Annotated in this window: 21 protein-coding genes; 10 read left to right on the forward strand and 11 right to left on the reverse strand. The window is 63.2% G+C overall.

Going from position 1 to position 25,527, the window contains the following annotated elements:
* The first annotated feature begins 7 nt into the window (after positions 1–7).
* From ETQ85_RS12250 to proB, 9 genes are all read left to right on the forward strand, one after another.
* On the forward strand, positions 8–1,729 hold the full coding sequence (locus tag ETQ85_RS12250; RefSeq protein WP_148579352.1) for a glutamine--tRNA ligase/YqeY domain fusion protein: 1,722 nt from the start codon (positions 8–10) through the stop codon (positions 1,727–1,729).
* 222 nt (positions 1,730–1,951) lie between these two features.
* Positions 1,952–4,402, forward strand: a complete 2,451-nt coding sequence (locus tag ETQ85_RS12255; RefSeq protein WP_148579353.1) for an EAL domain-containing protein — start codon at positions 1,952–1,954, stop codon at positions 4,400–4,402.
* Positions 4,399–5,604 (forward strand): hypothetical protein, encoded by a 1,206-nt coding sequence (locus tag ETQ85_RS12260; RefSeq protein ID WP_148579354.1) that lies wholly within the window; start codon positions 4,399–4,401, stop codon positions 5,602–5,604. The genes ETQ85_RS12255 and ETQ85_RS12260 overlap by 4 nt, the downstream gene beginning before the upstream one ends.
* Positions 5,605–5,608: 4 nt before the next feature.
* Entirely contained in the window at positions 5,609–6,028 is a 420-nt protein-coding gene (locus ETQ85_RS12265; protein ID WP_148579355.1) for a hypothetical protein, read from the forward strand.
* Positions 6,029–6,212: 184 nt separating this feature from the next.
* Complete coding sequence (locus ETQ85_RS12270; protein ID WP_187394688.1) at positions 6,213–6,899, forward strand: YybH family protein; 687 nt, start codon at positions 6,213–6,215, stop codon at positions 6,897–6,899.
* An 89-nt stretch (positions 6,900–6,988) separates the two neighbouring features.
* Complete coding sequence (rplU, locus tag ETQ85_RS12275) at positions 6,989–7,300, forward strand: 50S ribosomal protein L21 (RefSeq protein ID WP_148579357.1); 312 nt, start codon at positions 6,989–6,991, stop codon at positions 7,298–7,300.
* 12 nt (positions 7,301–7,312) lie between these two features.
* Positions 7,313–7,576 (forward strand): 50S ribosomal protein L27, encoded by a 264-nt coding sequence (gene rpmA, locus ETQ85_RS12280; RefSeq protein ID WP_148579358.1) that lies wholly within the window; start codon positions 7,313–7,315, stop codon positions 7,574–7,576.
* Between the two features lie 112 nt (positions 7,577–7,688).
* Positions 7,689–8,858: a GTPase ObgE gene (obgE, locus tag ETQ85_RS12285; RefSeq protein ID WP_148579359.1), complete on the forward strand. Its 1,170-nt coding sequence runs from the start codon at positions 7,689–7,691 to the stop codon at positions 8,856–8,858.
* Positions 8,839–9,957, forward strand: a complete 1,119-nt coding sequence (proB, locus tag ETQ85_RS12290) for a glutamate 5-kinase (protein ID WP_148579360.1) — start codon at positions 8,839–8,841, stop codon at positions 9,955–9,957. The genes obgE and proB overlap by 20 nt, the downstream gene beginning before the upstream one ends.
* A gap of 157 nt (positions 9,958–10,114) precedes the next feature.
* Here proB and ETQ85_RS12295 read toward each other — a convergent pair whose 3' ends face one another.
* The 6 genes from ETQ85_RS12295 to ETQ85_RS12320 form a co-directional block, all read right to left on the reverse strand.
* Complete coding sequence (locus ETQ85_RS12295; RefSeq protein ID WP_148579361.1) at positions 10,115–11,326, reverse strand: porin; 1,212 nt, start codon at positions 11,324–11,326, stop codon at positions 10,115–10,117.
* Positions 11,327–11,591: 265 nt separating this feature from the next.
* A complete protein-coding gene (locus tag ETQ85_RS12300; protein WP_148579362.1) occupies positions 11,592–11,906 on the reverse strand; it encodes a c-type cytochrome in 315 nt (104 codons plus the stop codon).
* Positions 11,907–11,950: 44 nt separating this feature from the next.
* Positions 11,951–14,011 (reverse strand): thioredoxin domain-containing protein, encoded by a 2,061-nt coding sequence (locus ETQ85_RS12305; protein ID WP_148579363.1) that lies wholly within the window; start codon positions 14,009–14,011, stop codon positions 11,951–11,953.
* A 42-nt stretch (positions 14,012–14,053) separates the two neighbouring features.
* A complete protein-coding gene (locus ETQ85_RS12310; protein WP_148579364.1) occupies positions 14,054–15,796 on the reverse strand; it encodes an autotransporter assembly complex protein TamA in 1,743 nt (580 codons plus the stop codon).
* Positions 15,797–15,843: 47 nt separating this feature from the next.
* A complete protein-coding gene (gene putA, locus ETQ85_RS12315) occupies positions 15,844–19,491 on the reverse strand; it encodes a bifunctional proline dehydrogenase/L-glutamate gamma-semialdehyde dehydrogenase PutA (protein ID WP_148579365.1) in 3,648 nt (1,215 codons plus the stop codon).
* Positions 19,492–19,602: 111 nt separating this feature from the next.
* Positions 19,603–20,604 (reverse strand): class 1 fructose-bisphosphatase, encoded by a 1,002-nt coding sequence (locus ETQ85_RS12320; protein WP_148579366.1) that lies wholly within the window; start codon positions 20,602–20,604, stop codon positions 19,603–19,605.
* Between the two features lie 133 nt (positions 20,605–20,737).
* Here ETQ85_RS12320 and ETQ85_RS12325 point away from each other — a divergent pair, with 133 nt between their 5' ends.
* The gene (locus ETQ85_RS12325) at positions 20,738–21,997 is read left to right on the forward strand and encodes a D-amino acid dehydrogenase (protein WP_148579367.1); all 1,260 of its coding nucleotides are present in this window, start codon (positions 20,738–20,740) and stop codon (positions 21,995–21,997) included.
* 16 nt (positions 21,998–22,013) lie between these two features.
* On the opposite strand, the gene ETQ85_RS12330 is transcribed toward ETQ85_RS12325, so the two are convergent.
* The 5 genes from ETQ85_RS12330 to ETQ85_RS12350 form a co-directional block, all read right to left on the reverse strand.
* Positions 22,014–22,892 (reverse strand): flagellar brake protein, encoded by an 879-nt coding sequence (locus tag ETQ85_RS12330; protein ID WP_148579368.1) that lies wholly within the window; start codon positions 22,890–22,892, stop codon positions 22,014–22,016.
* 86 nt (positions 22,893–22,978) lie between these two features.
* A complete protein-coding gene (locus tag ETQ85_RS12335; protein WP_148579369.1) occupies positions 22,979–23,458 on the reverse strand; it encodes a hemerythrin domain-containing protein in 480 nt (159 codons plus the stop codon).
* A gap of 95 nt (positions 23,459–23,553) precedes the next feature.
* Positions 23,554–24,000, reverse strand: a complete 447-nt coding sequence (locus tag ETQ85_RS12340) for a ClpXP protease specificity-enhancing factor (RefSeq protein WP_148579370.1) — start codon at positions 23,998–24,000, stop codon at positions 23,554–23,556.
* 78 nt (positions 24,001–24,078) lie between these two features.
* A complete protein-coding gene (locus tag ETQ85_RS12345; protein ID WP_148579398.1) occupies positions 24,079–24,675 on the reverse strand; it encodes a glutathione S-transferase N-terminal domain-containing protein in 597 nt (198 codons plus the stop codon).
* Between the two features lie 104 nt (positions 24,676–24,779).
* Entirely contained in the window at positions 24,780–25,523 is a 744-nt protein-coding gene (locus tag ETQ85_RS12350) for a cytochrome c1 (protein WP_246128753.1), read from the reverse strand.
* Positions 25,524–25,527: the final 4 nt, after the last annotated feature.

A 25,527-nucleotide genomic window follows, 5' to 3' on the forward strand; every position in this document is an offset into this window, starting at 1 on the left:
GATCCAGATGACCGCTCCGACCTCCCTGCCCGAAGAAGCTGCACCCAGCAATTTCATCCGCAACCTCATTGACGAAGACCGACGCCTCGGCAAATGGGGCGGCCGCGTCGAAACCCGCTTCCCGCCCGAGCCGAACGGCTATCTGCACTATGGCCACGCCAAGAGCATCTGCCTGAATTTCGGTCTGGCGCAGATTTACGGCGGCGCCTGTCACATGCGCTTCGACGACACCAATCCGACCAAGGAAGAGCAGGAATACGTCGACGCCATCATCGAGGCCGTGCAGTGGCTGGGCTTCGACTGGGGCCAGCACCTGTACTTTGCGTCGGACTACTTCGACAAGATGTACGCCATGGCCGAGCACCTGATCACGGTCGGCAAGGCCTACGTCGAATCCCTGTCGGCCGAGGAAATGCGCGCCTACCGCGGCACCCTGTCGGCGCCGGGCAAGGACAGCCCCTACCGCAACCGCAGCGTGACCGAGAACATCGAACTCTTCCAGCGCATGAAGGCCGGCGAATTTCCCGACGGCACACACATCCTGCGCGCGAAGATCGACATGGCCTCGCCCAACATCAACCTGCGCGACCCGGCCATCTACCGCATCCGCCACGCCACCCATCACCGCACCGGTGACCGCTGGTGCGTGTACCCGATGTACACCTTCGCGCACCCCATCGAGGACGCGCTCGAAGATGTCACCCATTCGGTGTGCACCCTCGAATTCGCCGACCAACGCCCGTTCTACGACTGGCTGCTCGACTCCCTCGCCGACGGCGGCTTCTTCTCCCGCCCGGTGCCGCGCCAGATCGAATTCGCCCGCCTCAACCTCACCTACGTGGTGCTCTCCAAACGCAAGCTGATCCAGCTCGTCGAAGAAAAGCACGTCGCCGGCTGGGACGACCCGCGCCTGCCGACCCTCGTCGGGGCCCGTCGCCGCGGCTTCACGCCGGAAGGCTTCCGTCACTTCGCCGAGCGCATCGGCGTCTCGAAGGGCGACTCGTGGATCGACATGAGCGTGCTCGAGGACTGCATGCGCGAGCACCTCAACGAAGCCGCCGAGCGCCGCGTCGCCGTACTCGACCCGGTCAAGCTGATCATCACCAATTACCCCGAAGGCCACACCGAGCGCTGCCACGCCCCCAACCACCCGCTCCACCCCGAACTCGGCAAGCGCGAAATGCCCTTCGGCCGCGAACTGTGGATCGAGCGCGAAGACTTCATGGAAACCCCGGTCAAGGGCTATCACCGCCTCTACCCGGGCAACATGGCGCGCCTGCGCTACGGTTTCGTGGTGAAGTGCACCGGCTGCGAGAAGGATGCCGACGGCAACATCACCGCCGTGCTGTGCGAATACCTGCCCGACTCCAAGTCCGGCACCCCGGGCGCCGACAACTACAAGGTCAAGGGCAACCTGCACTGGGTTGCCGTGGCCCACGCCTACGCGGCCGAAGTGCGCCTCTACGACCGCCTGTTCTCCAGCGCCTACCCGGGCAACCGTCGCGAAGGCGATCCGGAAGGCGTGGAGCGCGACTTCCTCGATGACATCAATCCAGGCAGCCTGCAGGTCATCACCGCCCAGCTCGAACCCGCCCTGCGGGCCGCCAGGGCAGAAGCGCGCTTCCAGTTCGAACGGCACGGCTACTTCGTGGCGGATCGCGTCGACTCCCGGGAGGGAGCCCCCGTGTTCAACCGCACGGTCACCCTGCGCGACACCTGGAAGAAATAGGCCTCATAGACGGTCAGCAAGGGGCGGCGATACAAATCGCCGCCCTTTTTTCACCAGCATCGCCCTTGCCGCAGCAGGCAAAGAAGGCCAGGACAACGCGGCTCACTCGTACGGGCTGGCGACAGATTACAATGGGATGCCGACGACCAGATCGTCATATCCATGCCGACTGCCGACTAAAAATTTGCGCCCCCTTTCAGCGCGCCCGACCATCACAACTACATGCCGAGCAAGCTCTCGATCCGCGTTCGCCTCCTGCTGGCCAGCACCGTAGTCCAGATTGTGATGCTCACCCTGCTGCTCACCAACAGCGGGCGCCTCATGAACGAGGCGACCACGGCCAGCCTGAACACGCTCATCGCCCAGAATTCGGCCATTCTCAACGTGGTCACGGCCACCTTCGTGCCCCAGGGGCGCTACAAAGCCCTGCAGGACGCCCTCGGCGAGCTTCTCAACGAAACCAACGAAGGCCTGATCTACGTCCGCATCGTCGACAGCACCGGCCAGACCCGGGTCCGTGCCGGCCTGCCGGACATGACAACCCTGCCGCCACCAGACGATGCCTCGGCCCTCAACCTCGGCGCCGGCATCAACAACAACCTGATCCACATTCGCCGCCCGGTGCTTCTCGAACGCAACCAGGTGGGCTTCGTCCAGTTCGGCGTCTCGGTTGCCGCGCTCACCATCGCCAAGCAGCGCATTCTCAGCCAGGGCATTGCCATCGCCAGTGCCGAAGTACTGCTCACCCTGCTGCTGCTGAGCGCCGTCGGCTACCTCATGACGCGCAACCTCGGCCGCCTGCTGCGCGGCAGCCAGGCCATTGCCGCCGGCCAGCTCTCCCACCGCCTGCCCGAACACGGCCAGGACGAACTCGCCCAGCTCTGCCAGCACTTCAACCGCATGGCCAGCGCCCTCCAGTCGCGCATCCAGGAACTCGAGACCACCGCCCACCAGCTCGCCAACAGCGAAGAACGCTACGCCCTCGCAACCCGCGCCGCCAACGACGGCCTGTGGGACTGGGATCTAGCCAACGACAAAACCTACTTTGCACCGCGCTTTGCCGAGATCCTCGGCCTGACGGCCGACACCTTTGCCGGCACCAGGGACACCCTCGTCACCTACCTCCATCCCGAAGACCGGGAGCCCTTCCGCCTGCGCATGATCGCCCACCTGAAACGGGAATCCGCCCAGCTCATGGTCGAACACCGCATCCTGCATGCCGACGGCAGCTACCGCTGGATCCTGACCTGCGGCATGGCCGTCTTCGACGCCAAGAGCGGGCGGGCCGTGCGCATGGCCGGCTCCATCAGCGACATCCACCTGCGCAAGCGGGCCGAAGACCAGCTCGTCCATGACGCCCTCCACGACGGCCTCACCGGCCTCGCCAACCGGGCGCTCTTCGTCGAACACCTGCAGAACACCCTGCGTCACGCCGATCGGGTCACCGGCAGCCTGTTTGCCGTGCTGCACATCAACATTGAACGCTTCCACGTGGTCAACGACAGCCTCGGCTACTCCGCCGGTGACGACCTGCTGCGTCTCGTGGCGTCACGCATCCGCGCCCTGGCCCGCTCCGGCGACGTGGTCGGGCGCATCGGCGGTGACCAGTTCGCCGTACTGCTCGACGACATCACCGAGGCCAGCGAAGCGATCCGCTTCTCCGAAAACCTGCAGGTCCGACTCGCCGAAAACGCCGAACTCAACGGCCATTCCCTGTGCCCCAAGACCCGCATCGGCGTAGCCCTCGGCAGCGGTGGCTTCAACAACGCCGAAGACCTCATGCGCGACGCCGACAACGCCATGCACCGCTCCCGGAGCAGTGCCGACAACACCATCACCGTCTTCCAGTCGGCCATGCACCAGCAAGTCATGCGCGACCTCCAGCTCGAATCCCAGCTGCGCACCGCCCTGCGGGATCACCAGCTGGTAGCCCACTTCCAGCCCATCGTCGACCTCAAAACCGGTCGTGCTACCGGCTTCGAGGCCCTCGTGCGGTGGCCCCAGGCCAGCTCGCGACGCATTGGCCCCGACGTATTCATTCCCCTCGCCGAATCCCTCGGTCTGGTCCACGAACTCGGCATGCAGATGCTCGACCAGACCTGTGCCCGCCTGAAAGCATGGCGCGAGTGCGGTCTCGCCGACACCAACCTGTCGATCAGCGTCAACCTGTCACCCCGCCAGCTCATGCAGACAGACCTGGCCGATCAGGTCGTCGCCTGCATCGACCGCCACGGCCTGCCTCCCAGCGCCCTCAAGCTCGAAATCACCGAAGGCACCCTCGTCACGCGCAAGGAACTCGCCACCAGCCAGCTCGGCAAGCTGCGCGCCAAGGGTCTCAAGATACTCATCGATGACTTCGGCACCGGCTACTCTTCCCTCAGCTACCTCCATTCCATACCCTGTGACACCATCAAGCTCGACGGCTCCTTCATCCGTGAAATCGAACGCGACACCCGCCTGCGCGCCATCGTCGGCGCAAGCATCCACCTGGCCCACGAACTGGGCATGAGCGTGGTGGCCGAATGCATTGAAACCCGGGCCCAGGCCGACTTGCTCCGGGAACTGAACTGCGATTTCGGGCAGGGCTACCTCTTCTCCCCCGCCGAACCGGCAGACCGGGTCGAAGAATGGCTTACCACCAACGCCAGCCAGCCCGAATGGAGCCACGCATGAGACGCATCGCCGCAACAGTCCTCGCCCTCGCTCTCGCCCTGCCTCCCGGCACAGCAACGGCGGCAGACTCCCCTTCCCCGTTCAGCCTGTCGGGCTTCGGCACCCTCAGCGCCGTCCGCACCGACAAGGACAACCGGATATTCCGCAGCAGCACCCTGCAGGACAGCGGTGCAGGCACCAGCGTCGACCTGTCCGTCGACTCCGTCCTGGGCCTGCAAGGCTCCTTCAAGTTCAGCGAATCCCTCGACCTGACAGTCCAGTCAGTCGTGCGCAAAGGCACCGCCGACAATTACTCGCCGCAAATCACCTGGAACTTCATCCGCTTCCTGGTGACCCCCGCGCTGGTGATTCGCGTCGGCCGCACGCGCGCCCCGTTCTTCATGTACTCCGACTCGCTGAATCTCAACTACACCATCCCCTGGGTACGCCCGCCGGTTGAAGTTTACAGCCTGAATCCCTTCTCCAATCTGGACGGAATCGACGCGCTTTACCGCCTCCCGCTGGGCAACATGGACCTGGAACTGCATGCCTACGGCGGCAAGAGCGACCTCAAGATCCGCGACGGCTCCGGCAAGCTGCAAGCCACCCGGGGCATCAGGGCCGCCGTGAGTACGTCCGGCCTGACCGCGCAGGTCGGGTTCGCAAAATCCAATCTCGCCCTGAACTGGGGAGGCTCTTTTTTCACCAGCCTGAGCAACCAGCTTGAGGCCACAGGAAACGGGCACCTGCGAAATGAAATCTCCGGCTTCGACAGCAAGACCACCTTCATCTCGACCGGCTTTCAGTACGACAAGGACAAGGTCCTGATCGTCGGCGAATACGCCATGCGGACCGTCGACCGCTACACCACCAGTTCGGTGGGCTGGTATCTGACCTCCGGCTACCGCTTCGGCCCGCTGACGCCTTACGTCACCTACGCCCGACAGGCCGAGGTCTCGACGGACATCTCCGCCACCACCGGCGTCCCCGGACTCGACAGTTCCATCGAGTTGTTCAACGCACTCAGAAACAAGGCCCAGCGCAGCATCGCCGTTGGCCTGCGGTGGGACGCCGCCCGTCACATCGCCATCAAGACCCAGCTCGAACGCGTCCAGCCCGGGCCCCGCGGGCTTGGCATTTTTCTGTCGGACGACTTCCGCGACAATGCAAATCCCGGCGGACCGATACACGTCCTGACCCTCTCGACGGACTTCGTGTTCTAAGCCGATGCGCCAGGTCCTCACCCTGCTGCTACTCGCCTCGCTACTGCTCTCCGGAGCCAGTCGGGCAGAAATCGTTGTCGTCGCCAGCAACCGCAGCGGCCCCATCGAACTGACTCGCGAGCAGGCCGAAAAGCTCTATCTCGGCCGCAGCGTCACACTCGGCGACGGCACGCCAATCAGCCTCGTGGACCTGCCCAACGGCACCCTGCGCGACGACTTTTACCTCAAGCTGACAGGCAAGAATCCCGCCCAGATCCAGGCCTACTGGTCACACCTCGTATTCACCGGCCGCGCCCTGCCTCCCAGAGAAGCAGCCTCCGTCGCCGAGGCACGCCAATGGCTGGGCAACACCCCGAATCTGATCGGCTATCTCGACCGGACGGATCTCACCAGCAACATGCGCATCCTCATCCGCCTGCCTTGACCCCTGCACTGTTAACTTCAGTGAGTTTCAGGTCAGCGAGGGGGAAAACCACAGCACGAAGACGTCGGGCACCCTAAAATTCGGCGCGACAGCACTTCTAGCGATACTTTTTCCCATGACGCAGCCCCACAGCAGCACCAGCCACTGCAGTCCCACGGCAGCCATGACACCCGGACAAACCCTCATGTGGTTCCTCGGTGGCATCGCAGCCATGTTCGTGATTGTCTCGATCGCCTTCGGCATCAAGCTTGCCACAGAAGGACGACTTTCCCTGTTTGGCAAGGGTAGCCAGAGCGTCGCACTCCAGACCAGCACCAGTCTGCCTCCTGACAAGCCGGTACCGGACAACGAACCCGTCACCCCGCCAGTCTCAGCGGCCACCGTCAGCCCGGGCACCAGCGGTGGATTCGTCTCCGGCTCCGAAAACATCCTCCCCCCGGAAGCCGCTCATCTGGCCAGGAGCCCGGTTGAAGCCAGCGCTGCGCCCCTGCCCACCGAAGCAGCACACGCTTCGACGCCAGCAGCAGCCCCGCCGGCCAGCAGCATCCCGGACGTCCTGGAGGCTTGGGCAGCAGACTGGACGCACAAGGACGTCACCGCTTACCTTGCCCACTATGCAAGTGATTTCAAGCCGGCCAACGGCCTCGACAGACAAGCCTGGATCGCCCAGCGCAAGCAGCGCCTGGCCAAACCCGAAACCATCTCGGTAACGATTTCCGATCTCGACATCAAACCTGCCGGCGACAAGGCCAGCGCCCGCTTCACCCAGACCTACCGCGCCGGCGAGCAAAACCTCCGGGAAACCAAGACCCTCGAACTCACGCTACGCGACGGACAGTGGCTGATTCAGCAGGAGCGCATCGGGAGCTGAAGGGCAAAACACAGGGCTTCCTTGACAGGTTACGGGTTAGCGTATAAAATTCCGCGTTTCCTGAAAACCCTTCAAATCGGAGTACATCCATGTACGCGGTCATAAAAACCGGCGGCAAGCAGTATCGCGTCGTCGCCGGCGAAAAACTCAAAGTAGAACAGATACCGGCAGACGTGGGCTCGCAAATCACCATCGACCAGGTTTTCATGGTTGGCGAAGGCGAGTCGGTCAAGATTGGTACGCCCGTAGTCACTGGCGCCACCGTCACCGTCACCGTGGTTTCCCACGGCCGTCACGACAAGATCAAGATCTTCAAGATGCGTCGTCGTAAGCACTACCAGAAGCATCAAGGTCACCGCCAGAACTACACCGAGATTCGCATCGAAGCGATTTCGGCATAAGGAGAAAGCGACATGGCACACAAAAAGGCTGGCGGCAGTTCACGTAACGGTCGCGACTCAGAAAGCAAACGTCTTGGCGTAAAGCGCTACGGCGGTCAATTCGTTCTCGCCGGCAACATCATTGTTCGCCAGCGTGGCACCGAATACCACCCGGGCGACAACGTCGGCATCGGCAAGGATCACACCTTGTTTGCGCTGACCGAAGGCACCGTTCAGTTCACCGTCAAGGGCGCCAACAAGCGTCGTACCGTGAGCATCGTCGCTGCTGCTGAATAAGCGCCGACGGCAAGTCTTCAAAGCCCTATCTTGACGGTAGGGCTTTTTTTCTTTCAGGCTGGCGAATAGATCCACTGCTTTCTCCAAACCCAAGCCACAACCGGAAACACCCATGAAATTTTTCGACGAAGCCCGTATTGAAATCATCGCCGGTGACGGCGGGAACGGCGCCTCCACCTTTCGCCGGGAAAAATACATTCCGATGGGCGGACCGGATGGTGGCGATGGCGGCAAGGGCGGCGATGTCTACGCCGTCGCCGACCGCAACCTGAACACCCTGATCGACTTCCGTTTCAAGCGCACCTTCGTCGCCGAACGCGGCGAAAACGGCCGCGGCGCCGACTGCTACGGCAAGGGCGGCAGCGACGTCGACCTGCGCATGCCGGTCGGCACCATCATCACGCTGCAGGAAACCGGCGAAACCATTGCCGACCTGGATGTGGACGGCAAGCGCGTGCTGATCGGCCAGGGCGGTCGTGGCGGCCTGGGCAACCTGCACTTCAAGACCAGCACCAACCGCGCCCCGCGCAAAAAGACGATGGGCGTGGAAGGTGAGCGCAAGAGCCTCTACCTCGAACTCAAGGTACTCGCCGACGTCGGCCTGCTCGGCATGCCCAACGCCGGCAAATCCACCTTCATCCGCGCGGTGTCATCCGCCAAGCCGAAGGTTGCCGACTACCCCTTCACCACCCTCGCCCCCAACCTGGGCGTGGTGCGCACCTCCGAAAACCGCAGCTTCGTCATCGCCGACATTCCCGGCCTGATCGAGGGCGCGGCAGACGGCGCCGGCCTCGGCCACCAATTCCTGCGCCACCTGCAACGCACCCACATCCTGCTGCACATCGTCGACATCGCCCCCTTCGACCCGGATGCCGATCCGGTGCACGACGCCCATGCAATCGTCGAAGAACTGCGCAAGTACGACGAGGAACTCGTCAACAAGCGCCGCTGGCTGGTCCTCAACAAGCTCGACCTGATTCCCGACGAAGAAGAGCGCAAGGAACGCGTTGCCGCCTTCCTCGACGCCTACGGCCCGGTCGAACGCCACTTCGAGGTTTCCGCCATCAGCCGCACCGGCTGCCAGGAAGTCGTGTTTGCCATCCAGGACGTACTCGACGCCGAGAAGGCCATTGCCCAGGCCGCCGAGGACGCCGCCGCACTTGAAGCCGCAGCCCGCGCCGCAGCCGAACCCAAGGCCACACCGGAAGAAGAAGAAGACATCGATTACGACGAAACCGAAGACGGCGAAGAAACTGACAACGATGAGAACCTCAATCCGTAACGCCCACCGACTGGTCGTCAAGGTCGGCAGCGCCCTCGTCACCAACAACGGCGAGGGCCTTGCCGTTGCCGCCCTGGCCGACTGGGCCCGTCAGATCGCCGCCCTTCGGACCGAAGGCCGTGAGGTGGTACTCGTGTCGTCCGGCGCCATTGCGGCCGGCATGCAGCGCCTGGGCTGGACCAGTCGCCCCCAGGAAATGCATCAACTCCAGGCCGCCGCCGCCGTTGGGCAGATGGGCCTCGCCCAAGCCTACGAAAGCGTCTTCGCCCAGAACGGACTGCACACCGCCCAAATCCTCCTTACCCACGCCGACCTGGCCGACCGGACGCGCTACCTCAACGCCCGCTCGACCCTGGTGACGCTGCTGGAACTGGGTGTCGTACCAATCATCAACGAGAACGATACCGTCGTCACTGACGAAATCAAGTTCGGCGACAACGACACCCTCGGCGCTTTGGTCGCCAACCTGATCGATGCCGATGCACTGATCATCCTCACCGACCAGCAAGGGCTCTATACCGCAGACCCGCGCAAGGATCCGACAGCGACGCTGATCGGCGAAGAGCGCGCCGAAAACACCGCCCTCGAGGCCATGGCCGGCGACGCCGGCACCGGCATCAGCAAGGGCGGCATGATCACCAAAGTGCGCGCAGCGCAACGCGCAGCGCGTAGTGGCGCCCACACCTGCATCGCCAGCGGCCGCGAAACCGATGCTCTGCTGCGCGTCACTGCGGGCGACGATATCGGCACCCTCCTCTACGCCACCAGGACACCGCTGGCCGCCCGCAAGCAATGGCTGGCGGACCATCTGCAACTGGCTGGCAGCCTGATCCTCGACGACGGCGCTATCGATGCCCTGAAGGCCGGCAAGAGCTTGTTGCCGATCGGCGTCATCGCCGTCGATGGGGAATTCGCGCGTGGCTCGGTTGTGGCCTGCCGCACCCGCGATGGCAAGGAGGTCGCCCGTGGCCTGGTTAACTATGCCGGCAACGACAGCCGCCGCATCGCCCGTCACGGCTCCGGCGAGATAGAGGAACTTCTTGGCTTCATAGAAGAGCCAGAGCTGATCCACCGGGATAATCTGGTGCTCCTCGGCTAACCTGCACCCAATGCCCGTACAAAGAAAATGGCCACCGATTCGGTGGCCATTTTCTTTGGCTTGCCCAGCACTGCAAATCCATAACACTCAGGAACTCTGAATAAAAAAACAGGCACCCGAAGGTGCCCGTCTTGTTCCGATTCAGAGCAAGTCTGAATTAGAAGGAGTGACGCAGGCCCAGCTGGATGCCTTGAATGGTGGCGCCAGCGGTGTTCAGGCCAGCAACAGCAGTGCTCGGGTTGATGCCGACAGCGTTGATGCCGAAATCGTAACGGGCATTGTTGTCGTTGTTCAGGTGAGCATAGACAGCCTTGAGCATGGTGCGCTTGGACAGGCTGTGCTCGTAGCCAACTTCAAACAACTTGGCGCCGCTATCCTTAGCATCCGAACCATCAACCTTCAGGTCGCGCGCAAGGTAAACCTGAGCCAGCAACTTGCCAGCCGGGGTCACGTTGAAAGTGCCGCCCAAACCGAATACGTTCTGGGTGATCTTGCCACCAATGCCGGCATGATCAGCACGGGCATGGTCGAACAGGGCACGCACGGAAGCGATACCGAAGTCGTAGGAGCCACCGACACGGAAGTCGCTCACGTCAGCCTGCTTGGAACCGCCTGCGAAGGTCTGACCCAGGGACACGGCGTTGTAGGTCACGGCAGCCATAGCCGGGCCGTTAGCGTACTTCAGACCCACATCGTAGCCGGTCGTATTGGCAGCAGAAGCACCTTGGAAAGCCTTGTTTTCGTTGGCCACGTAAGCTGCGGTAACGCTCAGGCCAGCGAAGCTCGGGGACACGTAGGCAATCGCGTTCTTCCAGCGGGTATCAAAGATTGAGGTGCAGGTCGAGGAGCGAGCGCAGTTGGTGGTCGTATTGGGAGCTGCACCGGGGTAGCTGCCAGCCAGATCAGTGGTGTTAACCAGATAGCCACCCAGCTTGCCCAGCAGGGCAGAGTTGGCGCCGATACCGGTAGCGCCGGCATTGACATCAAGAGCGGCGCCCAGAGCACGGGTCGGGCCGGTCAGGTTACCCAGAACCACGGTACCGAAGCCGCCAGCGACACCAACGAAGCTGTCGCGAGTCGCGCCAATACCGCCAGTGTTATCAAAGCCAACACTGCTTTCGTACTGGAACACGGCGGTCAGACCATTGCCCAGAGCTTCAGCGCCCTTGAAACCGATCAGGGAAGAGTTGGTGGAAACACGGGTGGTGTTGCCCAGGTCGTTATCGCCAGCGGCGTTGCCAGCAGTGTTGGAAACGCGAACAACGTCAAAGGAGCCGTCGGCAACACCGTAAACGGTCACGTTGGCTTGAGCGAAGGCACCGGTGGAAACCAGGCCGGCGACGGCCAGAGCGATCAAATTCTTTTGCATATGTTTCTCCTCTTGATTGAAGACTGGCACGTTCCGCTCGCGCGGGGCCGACCAATTTCACCTCTCTAACGAGAAGTTGGCCTGCATTGTGTGGGGCAGGCAAAGGGTAGAGCAAGGACAGCGTTGTTTTTTGGGCGTGAGAAGGCGGTGGACTGTTGCAAGTTCGCAACATGGACCAGCTAGAATGGAGACGATCCGCCGTATGCGGCGGTCAGAAACAAAAAAGCCAGCCCGCAGGCTGGCTTTTATACGGCGGCGAGGCCGATTACTTCTGGCTAAGCACCCAGGCCACGAGCGTCTTGGCTTCCGCAGCGCTGACCTGAGGGTTGGGAGGCATCGGCATCGAGCCCCACGCGCCGCTACCACCCTTGATAACCTTTTCAGCCAACTTGGCTTCGGCGGTCTTGTCGCCCTTGTACTTGGCGGCGACTTCCTTGTACGCAGGACCGACGACCTTCTTGTCGACGGCGTGGCAAGCCAGACAGTTCTTGGCCTTGGCCAGATCGGCACCGGCATCGGCGAAAGCGGCAGTAGAGCCCATCAGACCGGCGATGGCGGCGACAGCGACGAGTTTCTTCATTGTGATCCTCTCGGGTTGTGTGGCAAAAAACATAGCAGCGGAGTCTAAACTTCAACTGGCGGTTTGCCAATTATCATGAGTTCGGCTGCCAGCGCCGGCCACGTGGCAAATGGACGCAGACAGTTAACGCCGGAGCACAGCCAGGCGTTGACGGCATCACCGGCAGGCTTGTCGAGAACCGGCGGGAGCCCGCGCAAACCGGGCGGCAAGCCCAGACTCAACAGGCCTGGCCGGTAGGCCCCCAAAACCTGACGCTGCCACTCCGGCAGCGCCTCGACACTTCCTCGCAGCACCAGCACGGACGGCGGTGTGCGGTGCTCGGCGAGGGCCACGCCAAGGCTGGCAAAACCCATGGGGCTGGCGCGCATGGCCGGATAGAAGGCCTGCAGGGTGCGCTCGGCCGCCGCCAGGTAGCGCGCTTCACCGGTCAGGTGGCCAAGCCGCCCCAGCACCTGCGCCGCGATCCCGTTGCCCGCCGGCATCGCGTTGTCGAGACCGGTCTTGGGGCGGTGGATCAGGGTTTCGTGGTCGTGGCGGGTGAAGAAGAAACCGCCGCCGCTTTCATCCTGAAAATCGTCGAGCAGGGCATCGGCGAGGTCCTCGGCAAATTCCAGATCCTCGGCCCGGTAGCCGGCCTGCAGACTTTCAAGCAGTGCGGCGATGAGCAGTGCGTGGTCGTCGAGATAGGCATTGAGGTGAGCCCGACCGTCCTTGCAGGTGGCAAGCAGACGGCCGTCGCGCCACAGAGTGGTCCGTATGAAGTCGATGGCGGCAGTCGCAGCGGCCAGCCAGTCCGGCCGATCGAACACCCGCGCAGCATGGATCAGGCCGTGGATCATCAACCCATTCCAGCTCACCAGCAGCTTGTCGTCGCGAGCCGGGTGGACGCGGGTTTCGCGGCGGGCGAAAAGTTTGGCGCGGGCGCTCGCCAGAACCGCTTCAGCTTCAGTCTCGGCAATCCCGAGTTTTGCGGCGACACCAGCCAGCGGCTTGGCGATATGGAAGTGCCAGTGCTTTTCTTCGAAATTCGGCGGCCGGGCGACGCCGTAGTGCTGGGACAGAATGCGGAATTCGAGGTCATCGAGAAGCTCCCGGACCTCGGCCTTGTCCCACACGTAGAACTTGCCCTCCTCGTGCTCGGAGTCGGCGTCCAGCGAAGAAGCGAAGCCGCCGTCCGGCAGGCGCATTTCCCGCAGCAGCCATTCGACGGTTTGCGCCGCGACGCGGAAAAACAGCGGGTCGCCGGTCAAGGTCCAGGCGTCGGCATACAGCGCCAGCAGCGGCCCGTTGTCGTAAAGCATCTTTTCAAAGTGGGGAATGTTCCACCAGCCATCGACGCTATAGCGGGAAAACCCGCCCCCCAGCTGGTCAAAAATGCCGCCCTCGGCCATACCGCGCAGGGTATTGAGGGCCATGTCGCGGGCAAACTCGTCGCCGGTAGCTGCAGAGTGGCGAAGCAGGAAATCCAGGTCGGCCGGGTGGGGAAACTTGGGTGCGCTGCCGAAACCGCCGTGCTCCTCGTCGAAGGTCGAGGCCAGCCCGTCGCGCAGGGACTGCAGCGGAGCTGCGGTGAAATCCGAGGGGTGCGCATGCCCTTTCGCCTCGCCCTGGGCCAGGGCCGCGCGCAGGGCCTGGTTTTGCTCTTCGATGGCGCTGCGCTGATCGCGAAAGGCATGGTCGATACGTGCCAGCAGGTCGGGGAAGCCCGGCAGGTTGTAGCGTGGGGTCTTCGGAAAATAGGTGCCACTGAAGAACGGGCTGCCGTCAGGCGTCAGAAAGACGGTTAGCGGCCAGCCGCCGTTGCGCTTGGCCAGCATGTGGTGGGCAGCCTGATAGATCTGATCCAGATCGGGCCGCTCCTCCCGGTCGACCTTGATGTTGATGAACAGTCGGTTCATCTGCGCCGCGACCTCCGGGTCCTCGAAGGACTCGTGGGCCATCACGTGGCACCAGTGGCAGGCCGAGTAGCCGATGGACAGGAGGATCGGCTTGTTCTCGCGACGGGCCAGCTCAAGGGCATCCTCGCCCCATGGCCACCAATCCACCGGATTGTCGGCGTGCTGCTGAAGGTAGGGCGAGGTTTCGTGCTGGAGTCGGTTGGGCATGAGGATTCCCGGTAGGTTGTGTCGGCTTTTGTGGTGCAGACCTCAGAAGGCGATGGCCACCGCGAACTGCAAACGCACACGATGATCCCGCTGGCCGTAAGCCAGGTCTACGGCGATGGGACCGGCCGGACTCTTCCAGCGGGGGCCGAAACCGTAGCCCATGTTCATCTTGAAGAGCTTGCGCTCATCGTTGGCGTTGCCGGCGTCGATGAAGGCGGCGACGCCCCAGTCACCCTTGTACCAATGCACGTATTCGGCGCTGGTCACCGCCAGATAGCGGCCGCCAACAGTGGCACTGCCGTCGGTCACACCAAGGCTCTGGTAAGCATAGCCACGCACGCTCTGGGCGCCACCGGTACGGAACAGGAAATCCTGCGGCACGCCATCGCGGGACGAAGCCACTGTTACTCCACCCTCGGCCCGCAGGATGATCACGTCACGGTCGATGGCCGGCAGGAAGAGCTGGTAACGCCCATAGAGGCGCGCGAAATTGCGGTCGGACAGGAGCGCCTGGGCGGCGCCGCCCAGTTGCAGGTTAATCACCTGGCCATCGCGCGGATTGAGGATGCTGTCGACCGCCCGACGGGTCCACGACCAGTTGGCGGTAAGCGCGTTGCGGCTGGACTTCAGGCTGTCGTCGGGGCTCAGGACTTCATGCTGGTAGTTGAGAGCAAAGCGGTTTTCGATGTTCCCGCTAGGAATGGTGCGGACCACGCCAACGGACTGACGCTGGGTTTGCAGGCCGGAGATGTTGGTGTGCTCGGCCAGCACGCCGACACTGTCCAGATAGCCCGACAGGGACGGCGGCAGAAACACGTCGGCGTAGCCCAGCTGGCGTCGCTGCTCGATGCGGATGCCGCTCACCAGATTGTGGGCGTTGTTCAGGAAATGGGCGTCCCGGTAGCTGGTTTCCACCCGGTAGCCGGTATTGCTGCTCATACCGAAGCCCACACCGAAGCGCCGCGGCTTGGCTTCGGTGAGCTGCACGCGCACCGGCGCGGCTTCCGGCGTGGGGCTGTTGCGGTCGATGTCGACGACCACCGAGGCAAAATAGGCGGTGTTCTGGAGGGCAGTCTGAAAACGCAGCAGGCGCTCCTGGCTGTACGGCTCGCCGGGTGGCGGCGGGCGGTAGAGCTCGATGAGGGCCTGGTCGTAGTCTGACAGGCCGGTGACTTCGAGGGGGCCGAAGCGGAACACCGGGCCGGAATCCACCTCTACCGCCAGCGTCGCCGAACCGCTTTCCGGGTCGATCACCGCATGGCTGTCGGCAATCATGGCGGCCGCGTATTCACGGGTATTGAGGCCGTCGAGCAGGCGTTGCTTGGCCGCATCCCAATCCGCCTGCCGGAAGGGCTCGCCGACCGGCAGGCCCCAGTCGTCCTTCAGGGCCGCCAGACGGACGGCACGGGGGCCCTCAGCGCGAGTCAGATCGCCGACAAAACGCAGATCCACGCGGGCAATGGTGGTACGCCGACCCGGCGTGACGATGATGCGAAAGCCCCCGCCATCGCCCTCCTCACCTTCGATGGCGGGCGAAAAATAGCCTTCGGTGGCGAGCATCTCGGCGATTTCCTTGCGGGCACGCCGCAAGAGCGCAATGCGCCCCCCCGCATCCAGAGCCTGTTCCGGGCGACGGTCGAGAAAATCGAGATGTTTCTCGAGCAGCGGACGCAGCGCGTCGGGTACCACCAGAACAATGCGCTCCTCGGCCGCCAGCGCACCGCCGACCGGAAGCAGGGCAAACAGGACGAGCAGCAGGCGGAGGACACATGAATGACGTGGCACGGGCGAGATTCTAGCAGCCCTGACATTCCGTCCGTCCCCGGGGTTGCTCAAGCGTCCCCAAGCCGCATCAGGCTGGCGTTGCCGCCTGTGGCAGCGGTATTCACGGTCACGCAGCGCTCAACGACCAGACGCTCGATGGCGTAAGTCGCCGACGGAACGAGAAAAGGCAGGATAGCCCCGCCCCGTTCGGCAAAAACCACACGCCAACGGGCCAGCAGTTCGGGATCGGGCAAATCGACCAGGACGGCGGAACAGGGACTGGCGGGGGCATCCGGGCAGCGCTCGACCCATGCCTGCACAGCGGCCGGCAGCTGCGGGCACCAAGCCTCGGCAGGAGCGCCAGCAGGCAGCAGCAGCGTGTTGCCGGTGGCCAGGGCTGCCGCAAGCTGGTGCAGCCAGGCTTCGGCACTACCGGCCAGGCCAAGCACCGCGCCACGGGGGACGAAGCTCAGGGAGTTGCTCTCCCCCGTCGGACCATTGAGAGACATGGTCAGGCCGGCCAGCGATGCCTGTCGATAAACAGCCAGACAGGCGCGCAGGCGAGTGCGGGCAGCTTCGTCGACCAGCGCCGCCGCTCCGTCGGCCAGCCAGGCATCAAACTGATCAAACACCGACCGTGCAGGCCGGGGCTGGTCCGCCAGCGGCACCGGCGCGCCACGCACCAGCCGGTGCAGGAGCAGCGGTCCACCCGCCTTGGGCCCGGTACCCGACAGGCCTTCTCCGCCAAAGGGCTGCACACCAACCACGGCACCGATCATGTTGCGATTGATGTAGATGTTGCCGACCCGCACCTGGCTGACGATGCGGGTGATGGTCTCATCCACCCGCGACTGGATGCCCAGGGTCAGGCCGTAGCCGCTGGCGGCGATGGCGGCGATGACAGCGTCCAGATCTCGCGCACCATAACGAACGACGTGCAGGACCGGCCCGAAGACTTCCTGCCGCAACTCGGCTGGCGACGCAATCTCGATCAGGGTCGGCGCAACGAAGTGGCCCCCGGCGCAGGCGTCCGGCAGGCTGCGGGTGAATACGTCATGGCGATTGGCCCGCATCGCATCGATGTAGGCGTCGATGCGCAGGCGGGCGGTGGCGTCAATCAGCGGGCCGACATCGGTGGCGAAATCGTCGCCCGGGCCAAGTTTCAGTTCGGCCATCGCCCCGTCGAGGAGCGTCAGCACGCGCTCGGCAATGTCGTCCTGCACGCACAGCAAACGCAGGGCCGAGCAGCGCTGGCCGGCGGAATCGAAGGCGGACGCCAGCACATCGGCCACCACCTGCTCGGGCAGGGCCGTGGAGTCGACGATCATCGCATTGAGACCGCCGGTCTCGGCGATCAGCGGAACATCGCCCCGTGCCGCCAGCACCCGCTGGATGCCGGCGGCAACAGCCGTCGAGCCGGTGAACATCACCCCCGCCACCCGCGGGTCGGCCACCAGTGCCGCGCCGACAACTTCACCGCTACCAGGCAGGCATTGCAGTACATGCCGCGGAATGCCGGCTTCGTGCAACAACGCCACCGCCAAATCGGCGATCAGCGGCGTCTGCTCGGCCGGCTTGGCGATGACCGGATTGCCGGCGGCGAGAGCCGCAGCAATCTGGCCGACAAAGATGGCCAGCGGAAAATTCCACGGACTGATCGCCGCGACGGGTCCAAGAGGCAGACTGCCGTCCACATCCCCCACCCGCAGACGCGCAGCGTAGTAGCGGCAGAAGTCAGCCGCCTCGCGCACCTCGCCCTGAGCGGCAACGAAGGTTTTGCCGGCTTCCCGTACCAGCAGGGCGACCAGCCCGTGACTGCGCGCCTCCAGCGCATCGGCGGCACGCTCAAGGCAGGCGGCGCGGATGTTGGCGGCGCTGGCGGCCCAAACCGGCGCAGCAGCCTCGGCAGCCAGCAGCGCGGCCTCCACATCGGCCGGGCAGGCAAACGCGACATGGCCGACCACCTCATCGCACACCGCCGGATTGTGAATCGCCAGGAGGCTGCCCTCCTCCACCCGTACTTCCGCGGCAATGCGCGGGCGCACTAGCGGCAGCACCTCCCGACTACGCGCCAGCGCGGCGAGAAAGGCCCGACGCACCGGTGCCGCAGCCAGATCGAAGCCCCGGCTGTTACGCCGGTCCGGATAGAGATCGGCGGGTAGCGGAACACCGGGATGCGCAGCGCCGCCGCTGACCAGGGCCTTGTCCACCGGATCGGCAAGCAGCTCGGCGAGGGGGACGGACTCATCGACAATACGATTGACGAAACTGCTGTTGGCGCCGTTTTCCAGCAAACGGCGCACCAGGTAGGCGAGCAGGGTTTCGTGGCTGCCGACCGGCGCATAGACGCGCACCGGACGGCGCAGTGCTGGATCTTCGGCGTCGACCAGTTGCCGGTAGAGGGTCTCACCCATGCCATGGAGGCACTGGAATTCGTAATCTCCCGACCGAAACGGCCCACCCAGTTCCAGCACCGCGGCAACGGTGTGCGCATTGTGGGTGGCAAACATCGGGAAAACCACATCCGGCGCAGCCAGCAGCCGGCGGGCGCAAGCCAGGTAGGCGACATCCGTGTGCGCCTTGCGGGTGTAGACCGGATAGTCGACCAGCCCCTCCTGCTGGGCGCGCTTGATTTCCCCGTCCCAGTAGGCGCCCTTCACCAGGCGCACCATGATGCGGCGCCGGCAACGTCGGCCGAGGGCCACGATCCAGTCGATCACGGCCGGCGCGGACTTCTGGTAGGCCTGCACAACAAAGCCGAGGCCGGACCAGTCCGTCAACTGTGGATCGCTGGCCAAGGCTTCCAGCAGGTCGAGGGATAGCGCCAGCCGCTCGCTCTCCTCCGCATCGATGGTCAAGCCGATATCACGCGCCTTGGCGAGCATGCACAGGTGGCGAACCCGCGGCAAAAGCTCGTGCATCACCCGCTCCCGCTGGGACCAGGTGTACCGGGGATGGAGTGCCGACAGCTTGATGGAGATGCCGTTGCCCTTGTGCACGCCGCGCCAGCGGTCATGGGTGCCGATGGCATGGATGGCCTGGGCATAGGCGGCAGCGTAGCGGGCGGCATCGTCAGCCGTCACCGCCGCCTCGCCGAGCATGTCGAAGGAGTAACGGTAATCGGCGGCCAGCCCCCGATTGGCACGCGACAGCGCGTCGTCGACCGTCTCGCCGAGGACGAACTGCTGGCCGACCAGACGCATGGCGCAATCCATCGCCTCACGCACCAGCGTCTCGCCACCCCGCTCCGCGATCCCGCGCACGTGCTCATCGGAGCTGAGCAGACGACCGGTGAGCGCCAGACTGCGGGCGGCCGCATTCACAAACAGGGACGGGCTGTGACCCACATGGCCAGACCAGTCCCGGTGACACAGCTTGTCACGAATCAGCCGATCACGCCCCGCTGCATCGGGGACGCGCAACAGCGCTTCGGCAAGGCACATCAGGGCCACGCCTTCACGGCTGTCGAGGGAAAACTCGTTCATCAGCGCATCGACGCCACTGGCCCGGCGGCGGCTGTTCCGCACGCCAGTGGCCAATCGCTCGGCCGTGCGGGCAACGCGGGACGCCGGCGCGGGCAGGAGGCGGGCTTCGTCGATCAGCGCGGCGACGCAGTCTGCTTCCGGACGGCGGGCGACGGCCTCGATGGCCTGACGCAGCGCGGCGAATCCGGCATCGTTGAGAGGTGGGGCTGCGGGGTCGAACTGGGTGGACATGACGTCACCTGATCTGGAGCGGCGGGAGCCAACAGCAGATTCGACCGGCACGGAGGGAAACGATTCAACCGGCCCCGTACAAACGGGCCCGGTTGGCGGAAAAAGCCGGAATCAGCCTTCCAGATGGTAGCGGGTCACAAGCTCCACTTCGTTCTTGGAGCCAAGCACCACCGGCACGCGCTGGTGCAGCTTGGTCGGCTGGATGTCGAGGATGCGCTCACGACCGGTGGTGGCGGCGCCGCCAGCAGCTTCGACGATCAGGGCCATCGGATTGGCTTCGTACATCAGGCGCAGCTTGCCGCCCTTGTCCTTCATCTTGCTGTCGAGCGGATACATGAAGACACCGCCACGGGTCAGGATGCGATGCACGTCGGCCACCATCGACGCCACCCAGCGGGTGTTGAAGTCCTTGCCGCGAGGGCCATCGGCACCAGCCTTCAACTCGCTGACATAACGCTGGATCGGCGCTTCCCAGAAGCGCTCGTTGGAGGCGTTGATGGCGTATTCCTTGGTGTCCTCGGGAATCGTCATGTACGGGTTGGTGTAGATGAAGCTGCCCATTTCGCGGTCGAGGGTGAAACCATGCACGCCATCGCCAACCGTCAGGATAAGCTGGGTGGACGGCCCATAGACCGAATAGCCGGCCGCCACCTGGGCCGTGCCCGGTTGCATGAAATCAGCCTCGGTCGCGGTCTGCGAACCTTCGGGGCTGCGCAGCACCGAGAAGATCGTGCCAACGGAGATATTCACGTCGATGTTGGACGAACCGTCGAGGGGATCGAACAGCAGCAAATAGCCCCCCTTCGGATAGTCGCTGGAAATCGGCTGGATCTCCTCGACTTCTTCAGAAGCCATGGCGGCCAGGTGACCACCCCATTCGTTAGCCTGAATCAGGATGTCATTGGCAATGACGTCCAGCTTTTTCTGGGCCTCGCCCTGCACATTGTCGCTGCCTGCCTCGCCGAGCACGCCGGCAAGAGCGCCTTTCGACACGTTCACGGCAATGGCCTTGACGGCACGGGCAACGACCTCCATCAGCAAACGCAGATCGGCGCCCATCAGGCCCTTGCGTTGCTGCTCGATCAGAAATTGGGTGAGCGTGACTCGACGCATGACTCAGTTCTCCGGAATAACCTGTGAAAGCGCGGATTATCGCCCGGATCGTGGCCTTTCGTCGTTTATGATTGCGGGTTCGATTTTACGGCAGCGTCTCGCTGCCCTTCTGGAGCCCTCTGCGCAAGGCATCATGGAAGTTCTGGTCATCGGCGCCGGCCTCGCCGGCGTCACAAGCGCCTGGTATCTCGCCCAGGCCGGTTGCAAGGTAACAGTCGTGGACCGCCAGCCCGGTCCGGGCCTGGAAACCAGTTTCGCCAACGGCGGGCAGATTTCGGTCAGCCACCCCGAACCCTGGGCCAACCCATCGGCCCCCGCCACTGTTCTGCGCTGGCTCGGCAGGAAAGACGCGCCGCTGCTCTTCCGCTTCCGCGCCGACGCCGCCCAGTGGCGCTGGGCCGCAGCCTTCCTGCGGGAATGCCTGCCAGGGCGGGCGGCCCGCAATACAGCGGCCATCGCCAATCTGGCCAGCTACAGCCGGCGCGAACTGCAAGCCCTGCGCACCTCGACCGGGATCGAATACGAAGCCGGTGAAGGCGGCATCCTCCATCTGTTCGAAGATCCGCGGGAATTCGCCCATGTGCCGGGAAAACTGAAGGTGCTCGAAGACTTCGGCATCCGCGGCCGCATTCTCGATCCCGACCAGACCATCGCCCTGGAACCGGCACTCACCTCCCTGCGCCCGCGCCTGGCCGGCGCACTGCATGGCATGGACGATGAAACCGGTAATGCGCACCTGTTCTGCAAGGCTCTAACCGAGAAGGCCAGGGAGGCCGGAGTGCGCTTTGTGTTCGATAGCGCCGTGCAAGCCTTCGACATGGTTCGCGGACGCATCACGGGAGTTCGCGTCCTCGACTCCGCCTACCGCGCAGGCGTTCTGCAGGCCGATACCTTCGTCGTTGCCGCCGGCAGCTACAGCCCGCAACTCGTACAGCCACTGGGAGAAAAACTGCCGATCTACCCGGTCAAGGGCTATTCCATCACGGTACCGATCCTTGATCTGGCGCGAGCACCGCGGCTGAGCCTGACCGATGAAGCCCGCCGCGTGGTGTGCTCACGGCTGGGCGATCGCCTGCGCGTGGCCGGCACCGCCGAGTTGAACGGCTATGATCTGAGCCCGAATCCGGCCCGCAGTGCAGCCGTCGTCGCATGGCTGGAGGATCACCTTCCCGGCGTCGCCGATGTGGCACGTGCCGAACACTGGTGCGGCCTGCGGCCGGCGACCCCCAGCAACGTGCCACTGATTGGTCACACCCGCATCGACAACCTGTTCTTGAACACCGGCCACGGCACCCTGGGCTGGACCCTGGCCTGCGGCTCGGGGCGGGCCATAGCAGACATCATGACGGGACAGACGCCGGAGCCGGCATTCCCGTTTCGGAGCCTCAAATAGGATTCCGCCCAGGCAATCAGCCTTCGGCCGACTCCTCGAAAAGCACGCGATAGACAAAGGCCGAGAGGACCACATGCTCCGCGTGGGGCAGGTCCTCGAACTGCACGCCGTGATTGACCTGCGGCGCCTCACCTTCGGCCGTAGCGGTGGCATGGACCGCCCTCAACACTGCCGGAATGGTCAGGTATTGCTCCACGTCGCCAACGATGACCCGGAACTTGATGGCGACCCGGTCATCCTTGCCCCCCATCGGCGACTTGGCGATCAACATTGCACCACCGGTACTCAAGTCGAGCAGCGTTGCCGCATGGGAACGACCGTCTGCACCAGTAACCGCGGCAATCAGATTGACCCGTGCCCGCGCACCACGGCGCACGACCAGGCCGCGTACCTGGGCCGGATAAGTGAGATGGAGATGGGGAAAGGGAACGTTGGCGACCTTGAAAATCGTCGTCCCGAAAGCATAGACACTTTTCCCGGAGAACATCCGGACCACAAAAGCCTGCCCCTCGCGCATCAGCAAGACCTTGCCATCCTGGGTCGGCGTCGTCACCAGCACGCTCTTCCCTTTGAGGTAACCGATCAGCTTGACGTAGTAGCGAGACTGCCCGGACTCACTCTGTGTCTGCAGTTGAAGGGTATCGCCGATATCGAGCTTGATCTCGTCGAAGCTGCACATGTCATCGGCCGGACGGCCTCCGCTTTCGGGACTCGCACGGCTATCGCTGACCGGCAACTTGCGAAAGAGCCCCCGCTCCAGCAAGGCCTTCTTCTGGCTATCCGTCTCAAGCATAACCCCCCGAGCCAGCAGAAGTTGCTTCTTGTCGTCATAGAGAGGCCATGGAACCGGCTTGCCAAGCTCCAGGTCGCCGTTATTAACACGAACGAATGACATCACTGACCCGATCTCGGTGTAAAAGTCATGGTCATATCGTCACGAAACGAGGATGACTTTAGGGCGCGGAAGCCCTGAATATAAGATCAGGCCGGTTGGGTTGCTGCTGGCGGCGTGCAGCAGGCAGAAGAACCGTCTTCGCAATCCGCCTTGGGCGGGTTACGCACTTCACCGGTCTCGGTGTCGAAACCGATCGATTCAAGGTAAGCCGCGAGCGCCGCATCCATGGAAGCCACATGGTTGTCGAACCACAGGGGCAACTCCTGGATCAATTGCCGGCCAAGAGCAGAATCGCCACGCTCCATGCGCTTGCGCACATCCAGGCAGACCGCCAGGACCCGGTCATGCTCGGCCTTGTGGCAGCCGGGAAAACCAACTTTTTCCATCCAGCGGTTTTCCTGCTCGAAGTGCTCGACCGAATGGGCAATGAACTCGTCCATTGCAGTCAGCAAGGCTTCGCCGGAAACACCCAGCAGACGGTTGTAGGCTTCGACAAACTCCTGGTGGGTCTGGTCCATCGGGCCCAAGCCAAGTGCAAGTTTGTCAGTCCATTCCATGGCAGCCATGATCGAAAACCTCAGGGGTGAAAATTTGCGGACTCTACCCGAGACAATTGCCCCGCTCCCTGAGCGAGATCAAGCATCACGGGGTCAAGCCAGACTTATTTGACAAGTTTCAGATGACTCCGGCCGCCACCCTTGGGCGGCTCCGGTACGTCATCCGTCAGCGGCGACGAAACAGCAGACGGGAGCGATTCGATATTGACGTCAGTATCGGCGGCATCGCCGGACGGCAAGGCCGACACTTCAAACGCCATTCCGTGACCGTTCTCGCGCGCATAGATTGCCGAAACGCTATCCACAGGAACGGAGATATTCTGGGCGATTCCGCCAAAACGGGCCTGAAAGGCGATCAGTTCGTTGCCCATGACCAGACTCTGCGTAGCGTCAGGGCTGATATTGAGCACGATCTGCCCGTCCTGCACAAAATTACGCGGAACCGTCGTCCGGTTATCGACTGCAACCGCGAGGTAAGGGGCAAATCCCTGATCGACACACCACTGGAAAATGGCGCGGATCAGATAGGGCTTGGTGGAGATTTCACTCATGACGTGGACCTTCCAGCGAATGAGGCCAAAAGAGGGGCCACAAGTGGGGCCGCAGGAGAGTGCGACCCCGGATTGCGCTTAGCGCCGCATAACCTTTTCGGACGGAGTCATCGCATCGATGAAACCTTGCCGGCTGAAGATACGTTCCGCGTACTTCATCAGGGGTGCAGCCGAACGGGGCAGCTCAATGCCGTAGTGATCGAGACGCCACAACAGCGGAGCAATCGCCACGTCAAGCATGGAGAACTCGTCACCCAGCAGGAACTTCTGCTTGGTGAACATGGGGGCGAGCTGGGTCAGCTGGTCGCGTACGTGAGCACGTTCCTTTTCGGCCGACTTGGCATTTTTCTCAAGTACGTCAATATGGGAGAACAACTCGTGCTCGAAGGTATGCAGCAACTGGCGAGCCCGTGCACGCATGATGGGATCGGGCGGCATCAGCTGGGGATGCGGGAAACGCTCGTCGATGTACTCGTTGATGATGTTCGACTCGTAAAGCACGAGGTCACGATCAACCAGCACAGGAACCCGGTTGTACGGGTTGATGACGGCGATGTCTTCCGGCTTGTTGAAGAGATCGACATCAATCACCTGGAAATCCATGCCCTTTTCAAAGAGCACGATACGGCACCGGTGACTAAAAGGATCTGTCGTTCCGGAATACAAATTCATCATTGTTGTGTTACCCCACAAATACTCGGTATCACGCACCACGCGCCGAGCGCGTGGTGCGTCTTGCTCAATGATGGCAAGAGACTGCATCGATAAAAAACTACCGATTAATGGATGTCTCTCCAGTAGTTCTTCTTGAGAAGATAGGAGAGAACAAAGAGAAGGCCAAGGAAAGCAATCACGAAGGTACCGATGGTCTTGCGAGCACCAGCCATCGGCTCACCCATCCACACCAGGTAGGAGACGAGGTCGGCAGTCGCCTTGTCGTACTCTTCGGCAGACATCTTGCCGGGCTTGCCCGGTTCAACCTGAATGGTCTTGGTCTTGTTGCCGTGACTGTCTTCGTGTTCGACAACCTTGCCGCGCTGCTCACCTTGCAGTTCGTAGAGAACGTGGGGCATACCCACGTTTTCGAAGATCACGTTGTTCCAGCCGGTCGGACGGGTGTCGTCACGGTAGAAACCACGCAGGTAGGTGTACAGCCAGTCGGCGCCGCTGCCGACTTCGGAAGCACGCGAGCGGGCAATCACGGTCAGATCGGGCGGTGCCGCACCGAACCACTGCTTGGCCTCGTCACGCTGCATCGCGATACGCATCGGCTCACCGATCTTGTCGGCAGTAAACATCAGGTTGTCGCGAATCATCTGTTCGGACAAACCGATCTGTTCCAGCCGGTTGTAGCGCATGTAGCTGGCGCCGTGGCAGTTCAGGCAGTAATTGACGAAGAGCTTGGCGCCATTCTGCAGGGCTGCCGGGTCGGTGGACACCGGCGCCTTGTCGAGGTGCACTTCAGCGCCACTCGCCACTGCCAGCAGCGGCGCAAACAGGAGAGCTGTCAGAAATTTTTTCATGGCT

The sequence above is a fragment of the Zoogloea oleivorans genome, assembly GCF_008107625.1.
Classification (GTDB): domain Bacteria; phylum Pseudomonadota; class Gammaproteobacteria; order Burkholderiales; family Rhodocyclaceae; genus Zoogloea; species Zoogloea oleivorans.